A 21456-nucleotide genomic window follows, 5' to 3' on the forward strand; every position below is an offset into this window, starting at 1 on the left:
TTTTTTGTTGGCGCTTAGAGTCGCACTATCAAGTCAGGTAGATCTAATAAGGAGCTTCCTAGCTATACCCCTTGTATCCCTAAGGATATCTCAGGAGTGTACGGCTAAAATACGGCTATGATACGGCTATAAAGTGGGAAATACCGATGTCAGTTTGTGTCAGAAAGGAGGTGTTGGATATCAGATTAATTACTAAAAAGTTAGAATTTCATAAAATTGAAGGATATGCTAGACAAGGTTTTTTTACTTGCTCAAAATTAGTGCTATATTCGATAGTTAAATTATTTTCTTGAAATTGTGGTTTTGTTACAAGAAAATTATAACGAAATTCATATAGTCTTTAATTATTTGCTTTATGTTAAAAGCTGTTGATTTTTTTTGTTCTGGGGGCGGCATGAGTTTTGGAATGCAAGAGGCAGGTATACAGCTGATTGCAGGAATTGATTCGGACTTATCTTGTAAAGAAACTTATGAAGCAAATATAACGGGAGCCCAGTTTATCCATGCCGATGTGACAGCTTTAAAGGAGGAAGAGCTAGAAAGTAAGCTTGGCTTAAAAAGAAATGATGATGAATTAATTTTAATTGGTTGTAGTCCTTGTCAATTCTGGAGTATAATCAATACAGATAAAACAAAGTCATCTAAATCGAAAAATCTCTTGATAGAGTTTAAACGCTTCGTTACATATTTTCTGCCAGGATATGTTGTTGTTGAAAATGTACCAGGTGTTTTAAGAAGAAAAGAAGAGAGTGGCTTAAACGAATTTATTGAGTGGTTAATAGGCAATGGATATAAAAAACCTCATTTTAAAGTTCATAACGTCAATGATTTTGGTGTTCCTCAAAGCAGGAAAAGATTTACTTTAATAGCGACACGTATCTCACCCAATGAAATTATACCAGAAGAGTTGAAAGATAGAAAAGCTATTGTAAGGGATGTTTTGGGAGAAAAAAACGGTTTCCCCAAAATAGATGCAGGTCATAGGGATAGTTCCGATTTTCTCCATACAGTTCCAAGCTTAAGTGATATTAATAAAAGAAGATTAAAAAAAGTACTTAAAGACGGAGGAAATAGGCTAGGGTTTGCAAATGAACCTGAATTACAATTAAAATGCTTTATAGGTCGTGATCAATCTTTTAAAGACACATTTGGTAGGCTTTGGTGGGACAGGCCTTCTCCTACAATTACCACAAAATTTTTCAGTATATCTAATGGCAGATTTGTTCATCCAGAAGAAGACAGGGCTTTATCGATTAGAGAAGGTGCTACACTACAGTCATTTCCTTTGTATTATAAATTCAAGGGTAAAAGTGTGGCCAACATCGCAAGGATGATTGGAAACGCAGTCCCACCAAAATATGCAACTGCAATCGGTAAGGCAATAATTAAAAATCATTCAAATGGCTAATTTTAAAACAAGAGCGAGAGCATTGGATTTACTTGGGAGACAGCAAATAGCTGGAATTCCAACTGCTATAAATGAGTTGATAAAAAATGCTCATGATGCTTATGCTGATAAATTTGATATCGATTTTCTAAGAAAAGATAATATTCTCGTTTTAAGGGATGATGGACTAGGAATGACCAGGGATGAGTTTGAAACTCGTTGGCTAACAATAGGAACAGAAAGTAAGTTTATTAATTCAAAAACCTCGCTCCCACCTAAGGATAGTTCCAAACCATCTCGACCGATTATGGGAGAAAAAGGTATAGGAAGACTTGCCATTGCCTCAATTGGAAAACAGGCCCTTATTATAACAAAAGCTAAACAAAGACCAGAAAACCATAAAATAGTAGCAATACTTATCAATTGGGAGATCTTTGAACTTGCTGGTATAAATTTGGAGGATATCGCTATTCCCATAAAGGAGTTCAATGAATTACCGGATGAAAATGATATTGAATTAATAAAGCAAGAACTACAAGAGTCACTAGAAAATCTTTTGGATAAAAAAGTGATTTCAGGAAGTGATTTTTCTAGAATATCCTCTACAATAAACTCTTTAAAAGTCAATCCCAAGCTTCTAAATGAGCAATTAATTGGTGATTTTGATATTCAGAAAACCGATAAAGGAGGGACCTTTTTTTATATTTCTCCAGTAAGTGAAACCCTAATATTTGACATTGAGGGAGATAAAGACTCAAAAGAAGCTAGTAAAATCGAAAAAATGTTAATCGGGTTTCATAATACAATGACGCCCAATCATCCTAAACCTATAATTGACATTAATTTTAGGGACTGTAAAGGTGAAGATGGTTCCTACATCAATTTAATAGATAAAGAGCAATTTTTCACACCTGAAGAATTCGAGTTAGCAGACCATCATTTTAAAGGGAAATTTGATGAATATGGTCAATTTAGAGGAGATGTTCAAATATATCGAGAGAAAAAATACGACCATATTGTTAACTGGATGGGGAATAATTTCAAATCGACCGATTGTGGTAGTTTTGAAATAAATCTTGCATATGTTCAGGGACAGTTAAAAGATTCTGTAGTGGATTTGGAAAACTGGCATAGATTAACTGCTAAATCGGATAAATTTGGAGGATTATATATCTACAAAGATAATATTCGTGTTCTGCCTTATGGGGATTCGGATTATGACTTCTTGGATATAGAAAAAAATCGTTCTAAAAGAGCCTCAACATATTTTTTCTCCTACAGGAGAATGTTTGGAACGATTGATATCACCCATACTGGTAATTCTAAATTGATAGAAAAAGCAGGAAGAGAGGGATTCATAGAAAATAGAGCCTATAGACAATTACAAGCCATATTAAAAAATTTCTTCATTCAATTGGCAGCTGATTTTTTTGATGAAAAAGGAAAGACTCCTCAATCCGAATTTTATAATGAAAAAAAGAATGAAAGAAACAGTTTGTACAAAGCCCTTGAGAGACGAGATAAATTAGCAAAAACTAAAAAAGATAAGTTCTTAAAAGATTTGGAAACTTTCTTTATTCGACTCAATGAAAATAAGTTTGACAATGATGTACATGGTATTATTAAAGACGCACAGGATAAATTCAATTCTATCTTATATCTGAAAGATTTGGATGAAGCCAGTCAAAAAATAATTGACTCGGAATTTGAGACTAGACAAAAAATTTCAGATTACAAACGGAATATTAGTGTCCCAAATCCTAAAGGATTTACCATTTCAAAAAGCGTAAGAACAGATTTTGACACTTATCTTTCTGAATATAGAATATTAGATGAAACATTGTTTAAAAATGCTATTCAACAAATAGATAGTCTTGTATCAGATTACAGTGAGAAGTTAAATGTAGAGATAAGTAAACGAAAACGCCTGGAACAAGCGGTTGAGTTCATTTCATCAGAGGCATTGAAAAGTAATGCTAAGAAAAGAGCCGAAACAAATGAAGTAGTTACCGATGTATCAAAAAAAATAAAAGAAGTTACTGGCCAGCTGATGCTTGATTTGGATTTTCAGATCCGGTCGGTTAAAGATAAGTTTAAGAAACTGAGTATGAATGATGCTGATGATTTCGATTTGGTGGAAGAAAGAAAAAAAATGGAAACCGAAATAGAAATGATTAGTGACAGGAACACTCACGTAATGGATAGAATCATACGACAATTTGAAAGTTTCTACATTGATAAAGATGAAGATGGTAATATCATTACCAACGACCAAATTTCAGATGCTTTGGCGGAGGAACTAGACGAATTGAGAGAAAGAGTACAAGCAGATGTTGAGTTAAGTCAGTTGGGCTTGGCTGTAGGAATACTGCACCACGAATTCAGTAGTACGGTAAAATCAATAAGAAGCAGTATCCGAGATTTAAAAGCTTGGTCTGATGTTAATGATAACCTTGAAGGAGTCTATAACAACATCAAAGTAAATTTTGAACATTTAGATGGTTATTTGAATCTGTTTACTCCATTGAACAGGAGATTAAATAGAAAGAGAGAAGATATCGGACTATTGGAAATAAAAACGTTTCTTATTGACCTGTTCAAATCCCGGATGGAACGTCATAAAATTCAATTTAAACATACAAAAGGTTTTGCTTCCCATAAAATTTTCGGGTTTAGATCAACATTTTACCCTGCCTTTGTAAACTTAATAGACAACGCTATTTACTGGCTGAATCAAAGCAACCCTGAGGAAAAAGTGATTCGACTACACGCAGATGATTCTGGAGTTTTTATTTCAAATAACGGGGCTGAAATTTCGGCACAAGATAAAAGCAGAATTTTCATGATGGGATTCTCGCGAAAAGCAAACGGAAGAGGTATGGGGTTAAGTATCAGTCGAGAAGTTCTAAATGCGGAAAATTATAGCCTATCTGTTGTCACTCCTAAAGAGGGGAGTACAGTTACTTTTAAAATCGAACGTATCAAAAGAGAAGACAATGAGTGATTCATTTTTTGAAAAATCCAAAGGAATTGCAAACGACTTTATCCAAAGTATAGTATTTCTTGATGACAAAGCATATAAGACCGATGCAATAAGTACCAGTCACGATTTTGATGCTTTAAAAATCACCCAAGTATTTGCTAAAGAAAATAAAATATGTGCCGTATATAATCCTGAATCAGAATCTGATATAGATAATTTCAAATCTATTGCTAATAAAGCAGATGTTGTAATTCTGGATTGGCAAATTGTTTTCCCACAAATCGTTGAGAAAGGTTCGGAAGAAGAAGATGCACCAGACGAACCAAGGGGTATTTATACTAAGGATATCATAAAGTCAATTTTATTTGAAGATGATCAGCCAAGAAATGCTTTGAAAATCATCATGATTTATACGGGGGATTTTACAATATTGGAGTCCATAACCGAAGAAATACACAATGAGGTTTTTGATTCTTCAGATAATTATATTTTAGATAAAGACGAATTTTCTATTCAATCTTCTGAAGTAAAAATTTTGATAAGAGCTAAAAAAGCTGAAATCAGCAATGGTTCTAATAAAGAGAAATATGAAAGTAAAATGGTTTCATACGATGAAATGCCATCATTCATATTAGACGAATTTACTAAAATGACTTCTGGACTGCTATCTAACTTTGCGTTAATGTCTTTAACTACCTTGCGTAAAAATTCGAGCAAAATATTAGGACTTTTCTCAAAAGAAATGGACAGCGCTTATTTAGGTCATAAAGTTACGATTCCAAAGCAAGAAGATGCAGAAGACCTATTAATAGAATTGTTTGGAGATAGTGTAAAAGACTTATTGTTTTATTTCAATATCAACAGCATTTTACGAACAAAACTTATAGATTCTTGGGTTGAGGAGATAATAAAAGAAGAAGACTATTATTTAGGTCAAAAAACATTTAAACGGACAATTAAAGCAGCAAAAGATTTATTAAAATCATCAGAAGAATCCATCGAACAACGGTTTGCTATTTTGGATTCATCTCTTTCAAAGAGAGACAAAAGTGAACTTATAGATAATAGCACTGCCCTTTTTATGAATAATGAAACTCGTACAGAGTCAGAAAATATAAATAAGATGTTCTCAAAACTAACCCACCATAAGAGTCTTTTTATCCCTAAAAATACTAAACCTAAACTCTCATTAGGAACTTTGGTCAAAAGCAACAAGAGTGATTTTTATTATATATGTATTCAGCAAAAGTGTGATTGTGTTAGAATAGCGAAAGGTGAGGAACGAAAATTCTTATTTATACCAATGAAAGTTTCAAGTGATAAATTTGATGTTTTAACTCCTGACGGAAAAAAGCTTAAAAAGGAGAAAAGCTCTTTTTCTATAAGGACTATCAAATTTATTTGTCCTGATGACAACGGAGTTATTACTGCAATAGATGAGGGTAGTAAATTTGTGTTTAAACAAAAATACAGTAATCCAGATGATGAGCAATTTGAATGGGTTCTAGATTTAAAGGATTTACATTCTCAAAGAATTATTATAGATTATACAACTCAATTATCAAGAGTTGGTCTTAATGAGTCAGAATGGCATAGAAGATTAATGAAATAATTTTTAGAGCTTCTTGTATCTCTTTACTAGGAACTTTCCAAGTGTGTTATTTCGTTGTATATACATGCAATTTGAAAAACACACAACAGATATGAGTAATACGAAACAACCGCTTTTACAGCCCTTGGATATGAAAGGGCTTTCACTTTCTAACAGACTGGTCATGGCTCCTATGACTAGAAGTCGTGCAGACAATGCAGACAATGCGCCTACTGAGCTTCAGGCTACTTACTACAAGCAGCGTGCAAGTGCAGGCTTGATCATCACAGAAGGTTCGCAGATTTCCCCAAGAGCTGTAGGATATATCAATACGCCTGGTATTTTTTCATCTGCACAAGTGGAAGGATGGAAACTAAGTACAAAAGCTGTACACGAAGCTGGTGGTAAGATCTTTATCCAACTTTGGCACGTAGGTAGGATTTCACATTCGGATTTTCACGATGGCAAACTGCCACTAGCGCCCTCTGCGATCAATCCACAAGCGAAGTCATATACTCCTAAAGGCTTCAAAGATACTGAGACGCCTCAAGAGATGACGATCGAGGAGATCAAGCAAACGATCCAAGACTTTAAAAATGGCTCAAAGAACGCTATGGAAGCAGGTTTTGATGGTGTAGAGATTCACGCATCCAATGGGTATCTACTCCACCAGTTTTTTAGTCGCACCTCAAATGTGAGAACAGATGAGTATGGCGGTTCTATCGAGAACAGAGCAAGGATTCTCTTTGAGATCATCGATGAGATCAAGCAAGTAATGCCTGAAAACAGAATCGGTGTTCGTCTCAACCCTTCACTACATGGTGTCTTTGGTATGACGATGGATGAGGAGTCTATCCCTACTTTTGACTATATCGTAGAGCGACTAAACCAGTATGATTTGGCATATCTGCATTTGTCAGAGCCATTCTCTGATGTGAGTGGATTATCCTTTGCGGAGCCAAACATTGCTAAGCGTTATCGCCCGATGTATAAGGGTACGCTGATCATCAATGCAGGCTTTGACCAAGAGAAAGGAAACCAAGTAATCTTAGAAGGTTTGGCTGATGCCGTGGCTTATGGTAAGCCGTTTATCTCTAACCCAGACTTGGCAGAGCGATTTGAGCAAAATGCTGAATTGGCTGAGTGGGATGAGGCTACTTTTTACACGCCAGGGCCAAAAGGTTACACAGATTACCCAGCTTTGTCTGAAGTGAAGGCTTAAGGAAAGCATGCATGATAGTATAAGAAGGCATCCAATTGGGTGCCTTTTTTGTGTTTTAAGACTTCCCTAGATACGGCATTAATTTCTAAAAAGGCCCTCTCCATCAAATGTCGTGGGAATGTCGGGTAAAATCCTCCCGAAATTCAGGTTATCTTTGGAGAAATCAATCCAGATTGCCATGGTCAAACAAACAACTATCACGATGAAACAACCAGCACTCGGCCAGAAAATCCAAGAATGGAGAAAGGCCAAAGGATTGACACAAGAAGAGCTTGTGGAAAGATGTAATATCAATGTGCGTACGATTCAGCGCATCGAAGCAGGGGAAGTGACGCCTCGCTCCTATACGATCCGAGCGATCATGGAGGTACTGGATATCAAGCCAGAGGATCTGCCAGAGATCACTGACACGATGGAGACCAAGGAGGTAGCGGCACTCACTAAGTGGCTTAGGTTCTCCTTTGTTGCGGGGATTATTTACCTCGTCTTTGCGATCATAGAGTCTATTTTTGATGCAAGTCTATTTATTGGAGAAGATGACTTCTCTGTGGCGGAGGGCTACTTCTACAATTTTGTCAAGATGGGTGTTCTAGTACTTTTTATGATGTTCATGATGAGCTTTTATAAGCTTGGGCAGCTCTATGATAATCTCCTGATGAAAGTCTCCACGGTGTTTTTGATCATCCTGACAGTCTTATTCATTACGGAAGATGTGGTAGTGTATTGGATGCAGGTTGACTTGTATTCGGGACTGCTTATGCGTTCGCTGATCGCAGGCTTGTTGTATGTGCTATTTGCTTCGGCTTTTTTGCATCTCTCTCGTGGCAAAGGCAATCTCTACCTCGTCACAGGGGTGGTCGGTCTGCTGACAGGTGTATGCTTTATGACTTATGTATTGGCTGTACCAGGACTGATATTACTCACTGCTTTTGAGCTGCTGTTGATCGTATTGCTACACAAGGAGTATCAAGCGAGAAGTGGGGAGCAGTCCTTTCCTGCAGTAGAGATGACTGCTTAAGAGGTAATGACTCCAGGTCTAGCTTCCTAATCGATGAGGGTGTTCATGGGTTGGGAAGCTTTTTTGTGCTTGAGTGGTTCTGCTTATTAAAATCGTTGTAAATGATCATCTCGCCCGTCCTCGTTGCAAACGAAGGACGATAGCTTAGCTAGTAAATCCAAGATGTCAAAGAACGGAGCTCGGCCGTGAATGTGAGCAAATTGGGGAAGGAGGTTTGAATTCACAAACGAACGTTCGTTTCGTGCGCATTATGCGTATTATTCGTTTTATTCGCCAGATATAGGGGGAAGTAAAGGAAGAGTCGGGGAAGAGTCGAGGATAAGTCGAGGAAGAGTCGAGGATAACTCCTTTTGAAAATGGCTCAAAATATAAAAATATTAATATCATTAATTATAAATATGCAATTTAAGAAAAGATAATTGTGACACAAATTGTCAAAAGATTTGGGTAAATTTAGAGGTGATTTTGAGAGGGATGAGTGGGTATTATGGAGTGATGATCGTCTCTCATCTGGATTGCTTCGGGTCAAGCCCTCGTTAAATTATTTAAATTTCATTGTCCTTTTTTAGAGACGCCATTAATGGCGTCTGTACATGACCAAAAAGACAAGCCAAAATAATGCTCCCTAAAGTGAGCCAAGCCTTCCTCCCCTCCAGGCTAGCGCACCCTCGGTATTTTGGCGACCCACCGCGAAGACGAGGTATTGTAGGTTAAATGGTCGTTTCATCCGGTGAATATTGCGACCAGCTAGTAGTGGTAGGTCTGTAGCATTTCTGCTATGAGACCCTCCCAAAGGGAGGTAAACCTTCCTTTGTCAGGGTGACAAAACGGGTATGGTGCTTTCAAATGGGTATCTCTAGACCCCGAAGTGGGTCGCATAGATGATAGGGTGATGATCATCTGGGTTGCTTCGGGTCAAGCCCTCGCAAAGACGCTGCAAAAAGAAAATATCATATATTAAAAAAGACGCTATAAACGGAAACGTCCTGTAGGTCGTCTCTACGATGGTGCTACAATCGAAACAGCGCAGAAGGCATTTGCGAGATAATGTGAATTAACTTACTCAATAGATTCTTTGTCCTCCTCCTCGGGGTCTTTTTTATGACTACACCACCTCACAAATATCAAATGCATGGCTTCTAGGAAGGGCAAAGTATTACAAAAATAGAAGTCCTCCTCTATGGATTTAAGTTTAAACCATTCCATTTGTCAAAATTTCACTGAGAATGTATGTAGTTGGGATGGTTTACTTTATATTGTTAAGAGAAAAATGAATTCAACTAATGGGAAAGAGCAAAGGTGAGCAGATTAAAGAAATGGCTTTAAAGGTTCTTGAGATGCATCCAGATGGATTGAAATATACTGAACTAAGGAAGTCGATTAACCAACAAGAGGGTGGTAAGTCATTCAACTCAAACACTATAAATGGAAATATTTGGAACCTTGATGCAGTTTTACCGGATCAAGTCTACAAGCCGTCAAGAGGTTTGTTTCGATTGACTAAATTTAAGGAGACAGACTCAGAGGAGTTAATCAAAGATGTTCAGATAGAGCAAAAGAAGGTAAAAGAGGAAGATTTTTATGAACCATTCGCTAACTGGTTACAAAATGAAATAGAAGATGTCACTCAAGCTATATCACTAGGAGGAAATAGGTTTAAGGATAAATGGGGAACGCCTGATGTGATGGGGAAGAAACAAAGCAAGAAGAGTGATATCATAGAAGGGCCTATTGAAATTGTCTCTGCTGAAATTAAAACCGACTCTAATCAGCTGATAACGGCATTTGGACAAACATGTGCTTATAAGTTGTTTAGCCATAAATGTTATCTGGTTATTCCAAATAACTCACAGCAAGATGAAATTGCACGAATTGATTCACTCTGTCAAATTTTCGGCATTGGTCTAGTATTGTTTAATCCTGAAAATAAGGAAGAACCCGACTTCGAAATCAGAAATAGACCAGTGAAATCTGAGCCTGATTTATTTTATACAAATAAGTATTTGGTTAAAGTTGAAAAGGAATTGTTTAGTTAGCCGATAGTTGATTTGATGGATTATTTAAGAGTGGTTACTAAAGTGTAATTTATATCTTAATTAAAATTCTACTAATGCAATTAGGATACTAATATTGATCTGAGAATTAATGAGAAAGTAATATTAATATTGAATAGTATTCAGCTTAAGTATAATAAAATAAGTCTAAAAGATCAAAAAAACCTTTTATTCGATCAGAAAAATATCACAAACAGATATTTTACTAATAATAAGTATGAATTAAAGAAATGGAAGAAACTATAAAAATGATATTAGCAGACATACTCAAAGACTCGAACTACAAACTGACACAGTTCAGTGCCGAGAAAGTGAAATTCCTGGAAGAGAATATAATCGTTCGAGAAACAAGAGGAAAAGACACTCCTTACATTAACTGTTTGGTTAGAAAAAAAGAAATCAAATTGACACCAGAAGAAGCAGTAAGACAGCTTTATGTAATGGTGCTTATGCAAGACTTTGGTTATCCGACTGACCGAATGGAATTAGAGTATGCCGTTTCTTTCGGACGAGAAAAGAAACGTGCTGATATTGTCATTTTTGACCGAGACAAAACGACTTCGCCCTATATCATGGTGGAGTTGAAAAAACCGAAACTCAAAGACGGTAAAGAACAACTTAAATCATATTGCAACGCCACAGGCGCACCAATCGGAATTTGGAGTAACGGTGATTCCATTTCGTTCTACCACCGAAAAGACCCTAACTATTTTGAAGATATTCCGGGCATTCCAAAGGAAGACCAAAAGCTTTCTGAAATACTTTCTGAACGTTGGACGATTGAAGACCTGATTGAAAAAGACAAACTTGTAACGGAAAGAAAATCGCTGAAAGACCTGATTCTTGAAATGGAAGATGAAGTGTTGGCAAATGCAGGTGTTGACGTTTTTGAAGAATTATTCAAACTGATTTTCACCAAACTCTTTGACGAATTGGAAAGCGGACGAAACCGCTCACGTCATTTAGAGTTCAGAAATTACGGAGACACAGAAAGCGAACTCAAAACCAAAATTCAGCGACTTTTTGACCAATCAAAAAAGAAATGGGAAGGCGTTTTTACTGATGATGCCAAAATCATGCTTACACCTTCTCACCTTTCGGTTTGTGTTTCTTCATTGCAAGACGTTAAACTCTTCAACTCAAATTTGGATGTTGTAGATGAAGCATTCGAATATCTCATAAACAAAAGTAGCAAGGGAGAAAAAGGGCAATATTTTACCCCACGTTATGTAATTGACATGTGCGTAAAAATGCTCAATCCTCATACTGACGAAACAATCATTGACACAGCAGCAGGAAGTTGTGGTTTCCCAGTTCACACCATTTTCCATGTTTGGGAAAAGATTTTGGAAGCCAAAGGATTAGACAAAAGCCACCTTTTCACTTTAGAAGAAAAGCCTGTTGAATGTTTAGACTATGTAAGAGACAAAGTATTCGCCATAGACTTTGACGAGAAAGCAGTTCGTGTTGGTAGAACGCTCAACCTGATTGCAGGTGATGGGCAAACCAACGTACTACACTTGAATACTTTAGATTGGGAGCGTTGGGACGAAAAAACTGAAGATGAAGATTGGCAAGACGTGTATTTTGAAGGTTGGAAAAAACTCAAAAAACTACGTGCTGACAAAAACAGCAACCGAGATTTTGGATTTGATATTCTCATGGCAAATCCGCCATTTGCAGGCGATATAAAAGAGAGCCGAATTTTAGCGAAATATGAATTGGGTAAAAAAGCAAATGGAAAGTATCAAACCAAAGTTGGGCGTGATATTCTGTTCATAGAACGCAATCTTGACTTTTTGAAACCAGGCGGACGTATGGCAATTGTTTTACCACAAGGAAGATTCAATAACAGTAGCGATAAACAAATTAGAGATTTTATTGCTGAACATGGACGGATTTTAGCGGTTGTTGGATTACATGGTAATGTATTTAAACCGCATACAGGAACAAAAACCAGCGTTCTGTTTGTGCAAAAATGGGATGATCAACTTTGCCCAAAAGTGGAAGACTACCCGATTTTCTTTGCCACCATGCAAGAGCCAAGCAAAGATAACAGCGGAGAGAAAATCTATTTGAAACGAAAAGACTTTCCAGAAGCCAAAGCAAAAATGGTTGCCGAAAGTGGAGACGTTCAAGACCCGACAACACACTATGAAAGCACACCACAGAATTTAGATGAATTTCTTTTGGATAGTCATGGACACCTGATTGTGAAACACGATTTATTCAACCATGATGGGCTTACCAAAGACGGTATTGCAGAAGCCTTTTTAGAATTTGCCAAAAAGGAAAAACTATCTTTTGTGGGAAAGTAGGTAGCCCTTTTAATGAAGCCAAATACAAGGCTTTGTTGGAAGGGCTTGAAATTAGTGAGGTGTTCTTTCATGAACTTTTAAAAGTAGAAACATTTAGATTTGATAGTGAATACTTTCAAAAAAAGTATCTCTATATAGATCAATTAATTTCAGGTAAGGCGAACCAGTTTAAGGAGTTCAATGATTTAGAATTATCAGTTGATGCTAGTGCATTTTATCCATCGCTAGAACCATATTATGGATCAGGTAATTTCCCATTCTTAAGAGTTAAAGATGTTGACACTAATATTGATTATGAAAATTGTATACGTATTCCTTTAGAAATTGTCAATTCCTCTAGTTTCAAAACACTAAGAATAATTTCAAAAGGAGATATTGTAATTACAAAAGGAGGAAGTATTGCGAGAGTTGGTTTAATAGAGGAGAAAACAGCTGTTACAAGAGATTTGATTTTTATAGATTCTTCACGTCTTTCTGAAATTGATTATAAATTCCTATTTCTTTATCTTTTGTCGTCAATATGTTATGATCAGCTTATTAGATCATCCTCAATGACAGCTCAGCCACACCTAACTATTACTCTTGTTAGAAATTTGAAATTATTTGAGCCTTCATATTCATTTAAGGAACAAACAGTACAAGCTTATAATCTTTCTAAGGGTTTACTTGTGAAGTCAAGAGAAGTATATCAATCTGCTGAAAAAATACTACTTGATGAACTCGGCTTAAAAAACTTCCAACCTAGTCAAGAACCTGTAAACGTTAAAAGTTTTTCAGAATCTTTTGACAGTTCAGGTCGCTTAGATGCGGAGTATTATCAAATCAAGTACGAGCAAGTAGTAGAGCGGATCAAGTCAACAAATCACGACCGACTAACAGACATAGTTAAAATCAAAAAATCCATTGAGCCAGGTTCTGCACATTATTCAGAAGAAGGTTTGCCATTTGTTCGGGTCTCAGATTATGACAAATTCGGTCTTTCAACACCTGACAAGTATTTAACAGATGAATTCTGCAAGGAAAACGCAGAATTGATTAAGAAGCTCAAGCCAAAAAAGGAAACTATACTTTTTTCAAAAGACGGAAGTGTTGGCACAGCCTACATGCTTAGAAAAGATGCTGACTTTATTACTTCGAGTGCCATTCTGCATTTGACAGTAAAAGACAAAACCAAAATAATTCCTGAATACTTGACCCTTGCCCTAAATTCAAAATTGGTTCAAATGCAAGCTGAAAGAGATGCAGGCGGTTCTATCATTCTGCATTGGCGTGTGAGCGAGATTGAAAATGTAGTTGTTCCAGTCATTGACTTTGACAAGCAAAGAGAAATTGCCGATTTGGTAGAAGAAAGTTTCAAACTAAAAAAGCAATCTGAATACCTTTTGGAAGTCGCTAAAACAGCCGTAGAAATGGCGATTGAGCAAGATGAAGAAACGGCAATTCTTTACATAAACCAAAATTCTATTTGATATGCCAGTAATTAATAATTATAGAGAAGCATGGCTTGCAAAAGCAAACATAGATTACTTTGCACCTTTTATTTCTTTGTGGCTTGCTTGCAATTCATGGTATAGGTCTCATTATTCTGATTTGACTGCTTCTAATAATCCTGAAAAAGAAGGAACTGATAGAGATTTTATAAATAAGCTAAAAACCGACTTTACTAGAAGAAATCACCTTTATAAAAATTTTGAAGATGCACTTTTAGGCTCTGATGAAAAGAAAAAAGTAAGTTTCAAAACAAATATGGAATTGCTTTTATTTTCATTAAACAGAGCTGAGCTTCAACCAGAACGTTTAGTCCAAAAGTGCTCTTTTGAATATTTTCTAACAGATTATTCGTTAAAAGACAATCCTCAATCATATGTAAATATTATTGCAACACCCAGAATAAATAAAGACAATACTGTACATAAGGATGACGCAGAGAATGTTATTAAGCTTGATACAAAGTATATCGTTAATGACATAAAAATTGTTTTTGCGGGTTTAATCGAACTTATTTACCAAATAAGAAATATGGTTATCCACGGTCACGTAAAGCCTGAAAAAGACGAACATGACGTTATAAAATACTGTTATTTAATCCTTAATGACATGATGGGGGCATGATAAAGAAAATCAACCATATAAAGAACTTTGGAGTTTTTAACGCTTATCGTAGGTCAGGGAATATTCAAGACTTTGAAAAGGTTAATATTATTTATGGTTGGAATTATTCAGGTAAAACTACTATTTCAAGAGTTTTTCAGTGCTTTGAAAGTTGTAAGTTAAAAGAGCATTATCCACAAGCAGAATTCGAACTTGAAGACTTTGAAGGCAACAAGGGTAATCAATCAAACTTGAATATTAATAATCTTGAAATCAGAGTTTTTAACTCAGATTTCATAAAAGACAATATTCATTTAGAAGGAGAAAGGTTCAACCCAATTTTACTCTTAGGTGAAGATACAAAGAAGGCACAGGAAGAACTTGAGAAGAAGAATGAAAAGCTTGGGAAAGTAAAGACGATTATTTCAAATCTTGGTAAAACTAAAACGAGTATTGATAATGAAATTCTATCAGGTCTCACGCAAAGAGCCTCTCAAATAAAAGAAACATTACAAATCGTCCAAGCATATACTCGCGCTCATATCAAGCCATTATTTGACGAGATTAAGTCAGATTATAAAAAACACATTAAAAATGATTCCGAAGTAACCCCCTTATTAAAGAAAGCAACTGCCTCTGAAAATGATAAATTGCCTGAAAAGGATGATGTGTTATATGAATTACATTTGTCAGAACTTTTAAACAGTACCAAAGAACTACTAAAGGAAATACCTGAATTTTCTAGTACCATTCAATATTTGATGGACAATCCAGATATCGCCAATTGGATTGAAAAAGGGATTCCTTTACATGAAAACAAGGAAAAATGTGAGTTCTGTGGTAATGATTTAGACAAAGACAGAATAACTCAACTAACAGCGCATTTTTCCGAAGACCTTAAAAGACACAAAAAAAGTATAAACGATTTAATTTCAAAAATTAAAGAAGCGAAACAATCAAATCCCTCATATCAAAAAAGTGACTTTTATAAAAATTTATGGAGCGATTTTGAAGTAGCTAATAGTTCATTAAAAGGACAAGTTGCTATTTATAATAAGGAACTTGGCAAATTAGTAAAGCTACTTGAAAAAAAGTTTGACAATCCATTTGTTCCAATAACTGATATAAGTTCAATCAATGATATTACAGCAGATTTTAATTCAAGCCTAAGCGATTACAATCAGGTTGTCATAAAAAACAGAAAGATTACAAAGGATTTTCAAATTGAAAAAGATAATGCAATAGATAGTTTAAAGAAACATTATACTGCAAAATTCATAGTTGATATTGAGCTCGAGAAAAAGCTGTCCAAAATCAAACTGTATGAGAATCGTGAAGCCATTTTCGGAAATTACAAGGGAAACTTAGAACAAGAAATTATAGAGCTCGAAAGCAAAGTTAGTAAGGCTCATAAAGGAAGTGAGAAATTAAATTCATTTATACAAAAATTCTTAGGACGTGATGAAATCCGTGTAGATGTAGAGAAAGAAGGTGAAAAAGAAAGGTTCCGATTAAAAAGGAAAGATACGAAAGCAGTTAATTTGAGTGAAGGAGAAAAAACAGCAATTGCATTTTCATTTTTCCTCACAAAGCTTCTTGAATGTAACGACTTAAAAAAGGTAATTGTATTTATTGACGACCCTATTTCCAGTTTGGACAGTAATCATATATTCCAAGTTAATTCCGTTATCAAGGACTTTTTGTTTTCAAAAGAAAATCTGGAAGATGTTAATCCAAAGATTTTGAACTGCAAGCAATTATTCCTATCAACTCACAATTTTGACTTTTTCAATTTGTTGCGAGAACTACCTAACCCAAAAGACGGAAATAAGTTTTATTACTTCGTTAAGCGCATAAATGAAAATGAATCTCTAATTGATAAGTTGCCAAAATCAATTAAAAATTATTCGTCTGAATATCATTACTTATTTGAATTGATATACACATTTAATAAGCAAACCGACAAAGACATTGAACTTGCACTTATTTTACCAAATGCGATGAGACGATTTGTTGAACTCTATACATATTCAAGAATTCCAGGTGATGAAAACAATTCAGTTGACAATAGAGCAGAAAAATTATGGGGAAATCAAGAGTCAAAAAGAATATTGAAGGTTTGTCATTATTTTAGTCACGGGAATAATATTGTTAGAATGGGAAAACATAATGAATATATGTGTGACATAGAAAATGCAGTTGCAGACCTTATAAGTTTGCTATCTAAAGACACTTTTCATTTTACTGAATTGGAAAAAATAATAAAATAGCCCCAAATGAACCCAACGCTTCGCATCCATACACATTGGCAAGTCGCTCAAAGCCGAACCACAAGCCAAAACTTGCCAAAGAGTATGGCTGTCTCAACGCAAGGACGAAAGAAAGGGGTAACAGGTGTTCGGCTCAATGGCGGGTGACGTGGTTCAATCAAGCTTTGTGCTTTTAAAGTTCTTATCTCTAAGCTAACCTCATGAAATACATCACCATATCTAGAAGAAGGGTAATTGTCATTGGTGTTCTTCTAGTCGTTTTATTAGCTGTTAATTTCATATGGGGCAAATTGACAAGTCCATATGGGGTTCAAAGCGTAAGTTTTACGCCAGCTACGTCAGAGTCATTTACAAAAGGAGACCTAAAGTTTTCAATCTATAGAGCGGCTACAGGGGTCAGTGAAGACATTATTTATCATTTTCATGGTAGAAACTTAGATGAAACTATATGGAATGATGACACTTACTATACATCGTTGATTCAGTCACATTGGCAAAAATCTAAAGTTAAGCCACCAACAGTGGTACTAGTTTCCTATGGCCCCGAATGGTTATTGACACCTAAGAATGGAAATGAGGAGAGTGGTTTATTGGAAGACTTTGTAGATAATTTGCCGTTTATAGAATCCAAAATTGGTAAGCCAAGAAATAGGATTTTAGTCGGTGAGTCTATGGGTGGACTGAATGTGCTGATTTTAGGGCTTACACATCCAGCGTTGTTTTCAAAAGTTGCCGCTTTATGTCCTGGAGTTTATGTAGACTCTCCCTTTTCTGATTTTAGTAAAATAAAAGATGCCCTTAAACGCACAGGAGGAGATCCCAAAGTCATTCTAGGGATTTACTGGATGGCTAAAAAATATGTGTCTAATGAGGAGGAGTGGAATAAAATATCTCCAATAGAGTTGATCAAAGAGGCTAACAATAGCTATCCAGAACTGTACTTATCATGTGGCCTTTATGATAAGTTTGGTAACTATGAAGGAACCGAGGCTCTTGTTGATCTTGCTAATTCTAAAGGAATTAAGACGCAATGGCATCCTTTGTATGGAGGGCATTGTGCTATTGATATTAAATCTTTAGCGGATTTTCTCATTTCGGTTGAGTAAGCCTTAAGTGAAGTTACTCGCTGTCAAATCCCCTCTCTCAAAAGTACAAGTGCCATTTTAAGATTTTAAACAGCTTGAAAGTTTCACTATCTGTATAATCCTTGGTATTATAGCCAGTGTATAGGAGACTTATCCCCTAGTATACTAGGGGTCTTCCTCTAGTCTTCCTTTAGTTATCCTCTAGTATACTTCTACATTATGCTTTTGGAAGGTCTAATCATGGGAGCTAGAAAGGGGCTTTTTTCAAATCCTGAGAATACAAGGAATTCTTTGAAATGGATAAAAATGGAGGTGTTGGGAGGATGTTGCCACGAATGCACGAATGAAAGCTTTCTAATGGTATAAACATGCTCGTAAGGAAGGGTTGGTAGAGGTTGAGGTTGTTTACTAGACGTTACAAATGCCCTTCTCGCTCATCCTAGTTGCAAATGAGGACGATTTGTATTATTACATTTTAGACAGAAACATATATGCAACATTGTTGCATATATGTTTCTGTTGCTTATATTTGTTCCTGATAAATATCTGAAGTGCGGTTTTGCATCAAGCTTTAGCCATTACTCAAAGCTTAAAAGTGCCGTTGATATATCTCTTGTTTCATCCATAGTGATTCAAGATTTAATTTTGATAGTGAATATGAAAGTGTTTTTAGTCATATTTTTGATCATGCTCCAGTCGTCTGTGACTTTTAGGATTTGCCTAGCGGTGACAGATTTGGCTAGCTATGAGTGTTTTCACCTGTGTCATCATGATGATCATGGCATGGGGGAACTCTGCGATGGGGATTGTTTTTTGATTGATCAAGCACATACGCTTCATAGTTTTGACTTTAAAAGCTACCCTTATGATGGGTTTGATTTCGCTTTTTTACCTGTTGATGCTTTGTTGATCATTGATCACTTACCTATACTTCAAGATTTTAGCTTATTCCATTTAAAAGACGACATACCGTGTAGTCCAGATGTACTTTTTATGGAGAGGCCTCCTCAGGTGGCTTAAAGACTTTTTACTGCTTTTCAGGCAGATTTTCTTAATCGTTTATCCATTTATTAATCCATTATTTTATGAAATCAAGAATTAGCGCTTTGCTGATTGTTCTTTTTTGTGTGGGGATGTCTCTGAATACGGCACATGCTCAAAAAGCTACGGGTACACTTCAGGGAGAGGTGCAAGATGAATCTGGTAATCCGATCGCTTTTGCCAATTTGATCATCGAAGAAACGCGTTTAGGGGCATATACCAATGAAAATGGCGTCTTTAGTATCCGAAGTATCCCCTTTGGTGATTATCGCTTGTTGATCTCCTCAGTAGGTTATGAAAGGCAGACTGTCAATGTGACGATCAATCAGGCTACTCAGCGATTGAATTTTACCCTCAAAGCGCAGGAGGACTTGAGTGAGGTGGTCATACAGTCTAGCAAAATAGCAGATTATAAGTCGCTCAATAGAATAGATGTGCCAGCGAAAGATTTGCCACTGACTCAGTCGAGTATCGATCGCAGCCTGATGCTGGAGCGCAATGTGGATGAGCTGTCTGAGGCACTTAAAGTCACGCCTGGTATCCGTGTACAGAATAACTATGGCGGGTTTCAAACTTTTAATATTAGGGGTTTCAACAACTTTGTCTTGATGGTAGACGGTGTCAGAGATGAGCGTCACAATATCTCCAACTCTGCTCCTACGACTAATTTGGCCAATGTGCAAAGCATCGAAGCATTGAAAGGGCCAGCTTCCGTATTATTTGGACACTCAGCCCTAGGCGGAGTTATCAATATCACTAGAAAGCAACCAACAAGGGAGTTTAGCGGAGAGCTCAATGCAGCAGCTGGCAGCTACAATACCAAGCGTCTTTCTGCTGGTGTGGGAGGACCTATCAATGATAAGCTTCGCTACAGACTAGACTTTGGGATGTCCGATACGGATGGTTTTAGAGGGGCAGGCTTTCAAACAAACAATGTTTACCTAGCCTTAGATTATCAGCCGACAGCCTTTGATGTCATCCAGCTGAAAGTGCAAGTCAACAAAGACCTATACGATACCGATACAGGAGTACCTACTGTGGGTGGTAGGCTACCAGATGGGTTTGATGTGCGTACGCGTCTGAACGATCCGCAGGATTATCTAGGACATACGCGCTATGACTATCAGCTGAGGTATGAGCGTACTTTTAGAAACGGAATGGTCTTGTCTAATCTACTTTCCTACTATGATGATGATATCGATTATTTCTCTACGGAAGAGTTGACACTCAATGCATCCTTAGACTCTGTACAACGTACTTTCCCATTTTATTTTAATCACGAGACCAAGCCTATCCAAAATCAGGTAGAATTGACGCAGACGTTTAATCTTGCGGGGATGCAGCTCAAGAGTTTGGTAGGGCACTCATTCTCCTACATGGATCGCAAAACCTACAATGGCACTATCTCCGGGCCTGGCAGAGGAGCTAGTACTTCCCTGATAAACCCAGTGCTCAATCAGGGGGCATTGTTTATCACGGACACGAGGTATCAGGCTAGACTTGAGACAGTTCATGGGATTTACATGCAGCATTGGTTAGAAATATCCCCTAAATTAAAAGCTTTGATTGGTGGGCGATACGACATTTTTGATGGTTTGTATTTTACGGATCAAGTATCTCCCAATAGGGAGGTAACCAGCCGTGGGGATCGGGTAGACTACAATAGAGCAGCTTTTACATATAGAGCTGGTTTAGTGTATCAGCCAACTGAGCAATTGAGTGTATTTGGTTCATACTCGACTTATTTCAAGCCGACACGTACTGTTACCCTACAGGGTGAGATATTTGACCCAGAGACAGGCTATCAAGGGGAGTTTGGTGTGCGATATGAGCTAGATGATGTTTGGAGCGTACAGGCTTCTGCCTTTAAGCTTGTGAGGACAAATATCTTGGAAAATCTAGGTAGTGGCATCCAGCGTAATGTAGGGGAAGGGCAGTCACAAGGTTTTGAAGCGGAGCTGATAGCTAATCCGATCAAAGGATTGAATATCCGTACAGGCTATACTTATGCTGCTACAGAGATCATTGGTTTTGACACGGACATCGCTACCAATCCAAATGCAGGCAACAGACTGCCAAATGCCCCTCAAAACTTATTTACCAGTTGGGTAAACTATCAATTCAGCGAGGGACCTCTAAAGGGCTTTAGCATCGGAGGTGGTACGTATCACCTTTCGGAAATATTTAATAATGCAGCCAATACAGCGGTGCTTCCAGCATATTGGGTGATAGACACTACTATTGGCTATAAGTTTGGCAATTCGGAGCTAAGACTCAATGTCAATAATGTAGCTGATCGATTGTACTATACGAGTGCAATATACAACACGCAGTTTGTCGTGGGTAATGACCGTAATTTCATGTTGTCATTTAGACACCAGTTTTAAAATAGAAAA

The 21456-nt window shown here is 36.7% G+C and carries 13 protein-coding genes; all 13 read left to right on the forward strand.

The features are described from left to right. Positions 1-355: 355 nt before the first annotated feature. The 13 genes from I5349_RS06205 to I5349_RS06265 all read left to right on the forward strand — a co-directional run bounded on the left by I5349_RS06205 (position 356) and on the right by I5349_RS06265 (position 21447). Positions 356-1408: a DNA cytosine methyltransferase gene (locus I5349_RS06205; protein ID WP_226389877.1), complete on the forward strand. Its 1053-nt coding sequence runs from the start codon at positions 356-358 to the stop codon at positions 1406-1408. Continuing rightward, positions 1401-4391: an ATP-binding protein gene (locus tag I5349_RS06210; RefSeq protein ID WP_226389878.1), complete on the forward strand. Its 2991-nt coding sequence runs from the start codon at positions 1401-1403 to the stop codon at positions 4389-4391. The genes I5349_RS06205 and I5349_RS06210 overlap by 8 nt, the downstream gene beginning before the upstream one ends. Continuing rightward, positions 4384-5982: a response regulator receiver domain gene (locus tag I5349_RS06215; protein WP_226389879.1), complete on the forward strand. Its 1599-nt coding sequence runs from the start codon at positions 4384-4386 to the stop codon at positions 5980-5982. The genes I5349_RS06210 and I5349_RS06215 overlap by 8 nt, the downstream gene beginning before the upstream one ends. A gap of 91 nt (positions 5983-6073) precedes the next feature. Further along, positions 6074-7183 carry an alkene reductase gene (locus I5349_RS06220; RefSeq protein ID WP_226389880.1) on the forward strand — a complete coding sequence of 370 codons (1110 nt, stop codon included), beginning with the start codon at positions 6074-6076 and terminating at the stop codon, positions 7181-7183. A gap of 154 nt (positions 7184-7337) precedes the next feature. Continuing rightward, positions 7338-8201 carry a helix-turn-helix domain-containing protein gene (locus I5349_RS06225; protein ID WP_226389881.1) on the forward strand — a complete coding sequence of 288 codons (864 nt, stop codon included), beginning with the start codon at positions 7338-7340 and terminating at the stop codon, positions 8199-8201. Positions 8202-9484: 1283 nt separating this feature from the next. After that, positions 9485-10237, forward strand: coding sequence for a hypothetical protein (locus I5349_RS06230; protein ID WP_226389882.1), 753 nt, complete (start codon positions 9485-9487; stop codon positions 10235-10237). Between the two features lie 248 nt (positions 10238-10485). Continuing rightward, positions 10486-12573 (forward strand): type I restriction-modification system subunit M, encoded by a 2088-nt coding sequence (locus I5349_RS06235; RefSeq protein WP_226389883.1) that lies wholly within the window; start codon positions 10486-10488, stop codon positions 12571-12573. A 35-nt stretch (positions 12574-12608) separates the two neighbouring features. Next, complete coding sequence (locus I5349_RS06240) at positions 12609-14042, forward strand: restriction endonuclease subunit S (protein ID WP_226389884.1); 1434 nt, start codon at positions 12609-12611, stop codon at positions 14040-14042. Between the two features lies 1 nt (position 14043). Beyond that, the gene (locus I5349_RS06245; protein WP_226389885.1) at positions 14044-14685 is read left to right on the forward strand and encodes a hypothetical protein; all 642 of its coding nucleotides are present in this window, start codon (positions 14044-14046) and stop codon (positions 14683-14685) included. Next, positions 14682-16934 carry an AAA family ATPase gene (locus I5349_RS06250; RefSeq protein ID WP_226389886.1) on the forward strand — a complete coding sequence of 751 codons (2253 nt, stop codon included), beginning with the start codon at positions 14682-14684 and terminating at the stop codon, positions 16932-16934. The genes I5349_RS06245 and I5349_RS06250 overlap by 4 nt, the downstream gene beginning before the upstream one ends. 200 nt (positions 16935-17134) lie before the next feature. Beyond that, positions 17135-18040: an alpha/beta hydrolase gene (locus tag I5349_RS06255; RefSeq protein ID WP_226389887.1), complete on the forward strand. Its 906-nt coding sequence runs from the start codon at positions 17135-17137 to the stop codon at positions 18038-18040. Positions 18041-18676: 636 nt separating this feature from the next. Then, on the forward strand, positions 18677-19039 hold the full coding sequence (locus tag I5349_RS06260) for a hypothetical protein (RefSeq protein ID WP_226389888.1): 363 nt from the start codon (positions 18677-18679) through the stop codon (positions 19037-19039). Positions 19040-19104: 65 nt separating this feature from the next. After that, positions 19105-21447 (forward strand): TonB-dependent receptor, encoded by a 2343-nt coding sequence (locus I5349_RS06265; RefSeq protein ID WP_226389889.1) that lies wholly within the window; start codon positions 19105-19107, stop codon positions 21445-21447. Positions 21448-21456: the final 9 nt, after the last annotated feature.

The sequence above is a fragment of the Penaeicola halotolerans genome (genome assembly GCF_016464625.1).
GTDB lineage: Bacteria > Bacteroidota > Bacteroidia > Cytophagales > Cyclobacteriaceae > Penaeicola > Penaeicola halotolerans.

Coding starts and splice junctions, on each gene's coding strand:
- I5349_RS06220 (WP_226389880.1), top strand. CDS start 6,074: ATGAGTAATACGAAACAACCGCTTTTACAGCCCTTGGATATGAAAGGG.
- I5349_RS06265 (WP_226389889.1), top strand. CDS start 19,105: ATGAAATCAAGAATTAGCGCTTTGCTGATTGTTCTTTTTTGTGTGGGG.
- I5349_RS06230 (WP_226389882.1), top strand. CDS start 9,485: ATGGGAAAGAGCAAAGGTGAGCAGATTAAAGAAATGGCTTTAAAGGTT.
- I5349_RS06215 (WP_226389879.1), top strand. CDS start 4,384: ATGAGTGATTCATTTTTTGAAAAATCCAAAGGAATTGCAAACGACTTT.
- I5349_RS06255 (WP_226389887.1), top strand. CDS start 17,135: ATGAAATACATCACCATATCTAGAAGAAGGGTAATTGTCATTGGTGTT.
- I5349_RS06260 (WP_226389888.1), top strand. CDS start 18,677: ATGAAAGTGTTTTTAGTCATATTTTTGATCATGCTCCAGTCGTCTGTG.
- I5349_RS06235 (WP_226389883.1), top strand. CDS start 10,486: ATGGAAGAAACTATAAAAATGATATTAGCAGACATACTCAAAGACTCG.
- I5349_RS06250 (WP_226389886.1), top strand. CDS start 14,682: ATGATAAAGAAAATCAACCATATAAAGAACTTTGGAGTTTTTAACGCT.
- I5349_RS06210 (WP_226389878.1), top strand. CDS start 1,401: ATGGCTAATTTTAAAACAAGAGCGAGAGCATTGGATTTACTTGGGAGA.
- I5349_RS06205 (WP_226389877.1), top strand. CDS start 356: ATGTTAAAAGCTGTTGATTTTTTTTGTTCTGGGGGCGGCATGAGTTTT.
- I5349_RS06245 (WP_226389885.1), top strand. CDS start 14,044: ATGCCAGTAATTAATAATTATAGAGAAGCATGGCTTGCAAAAGCAAAC.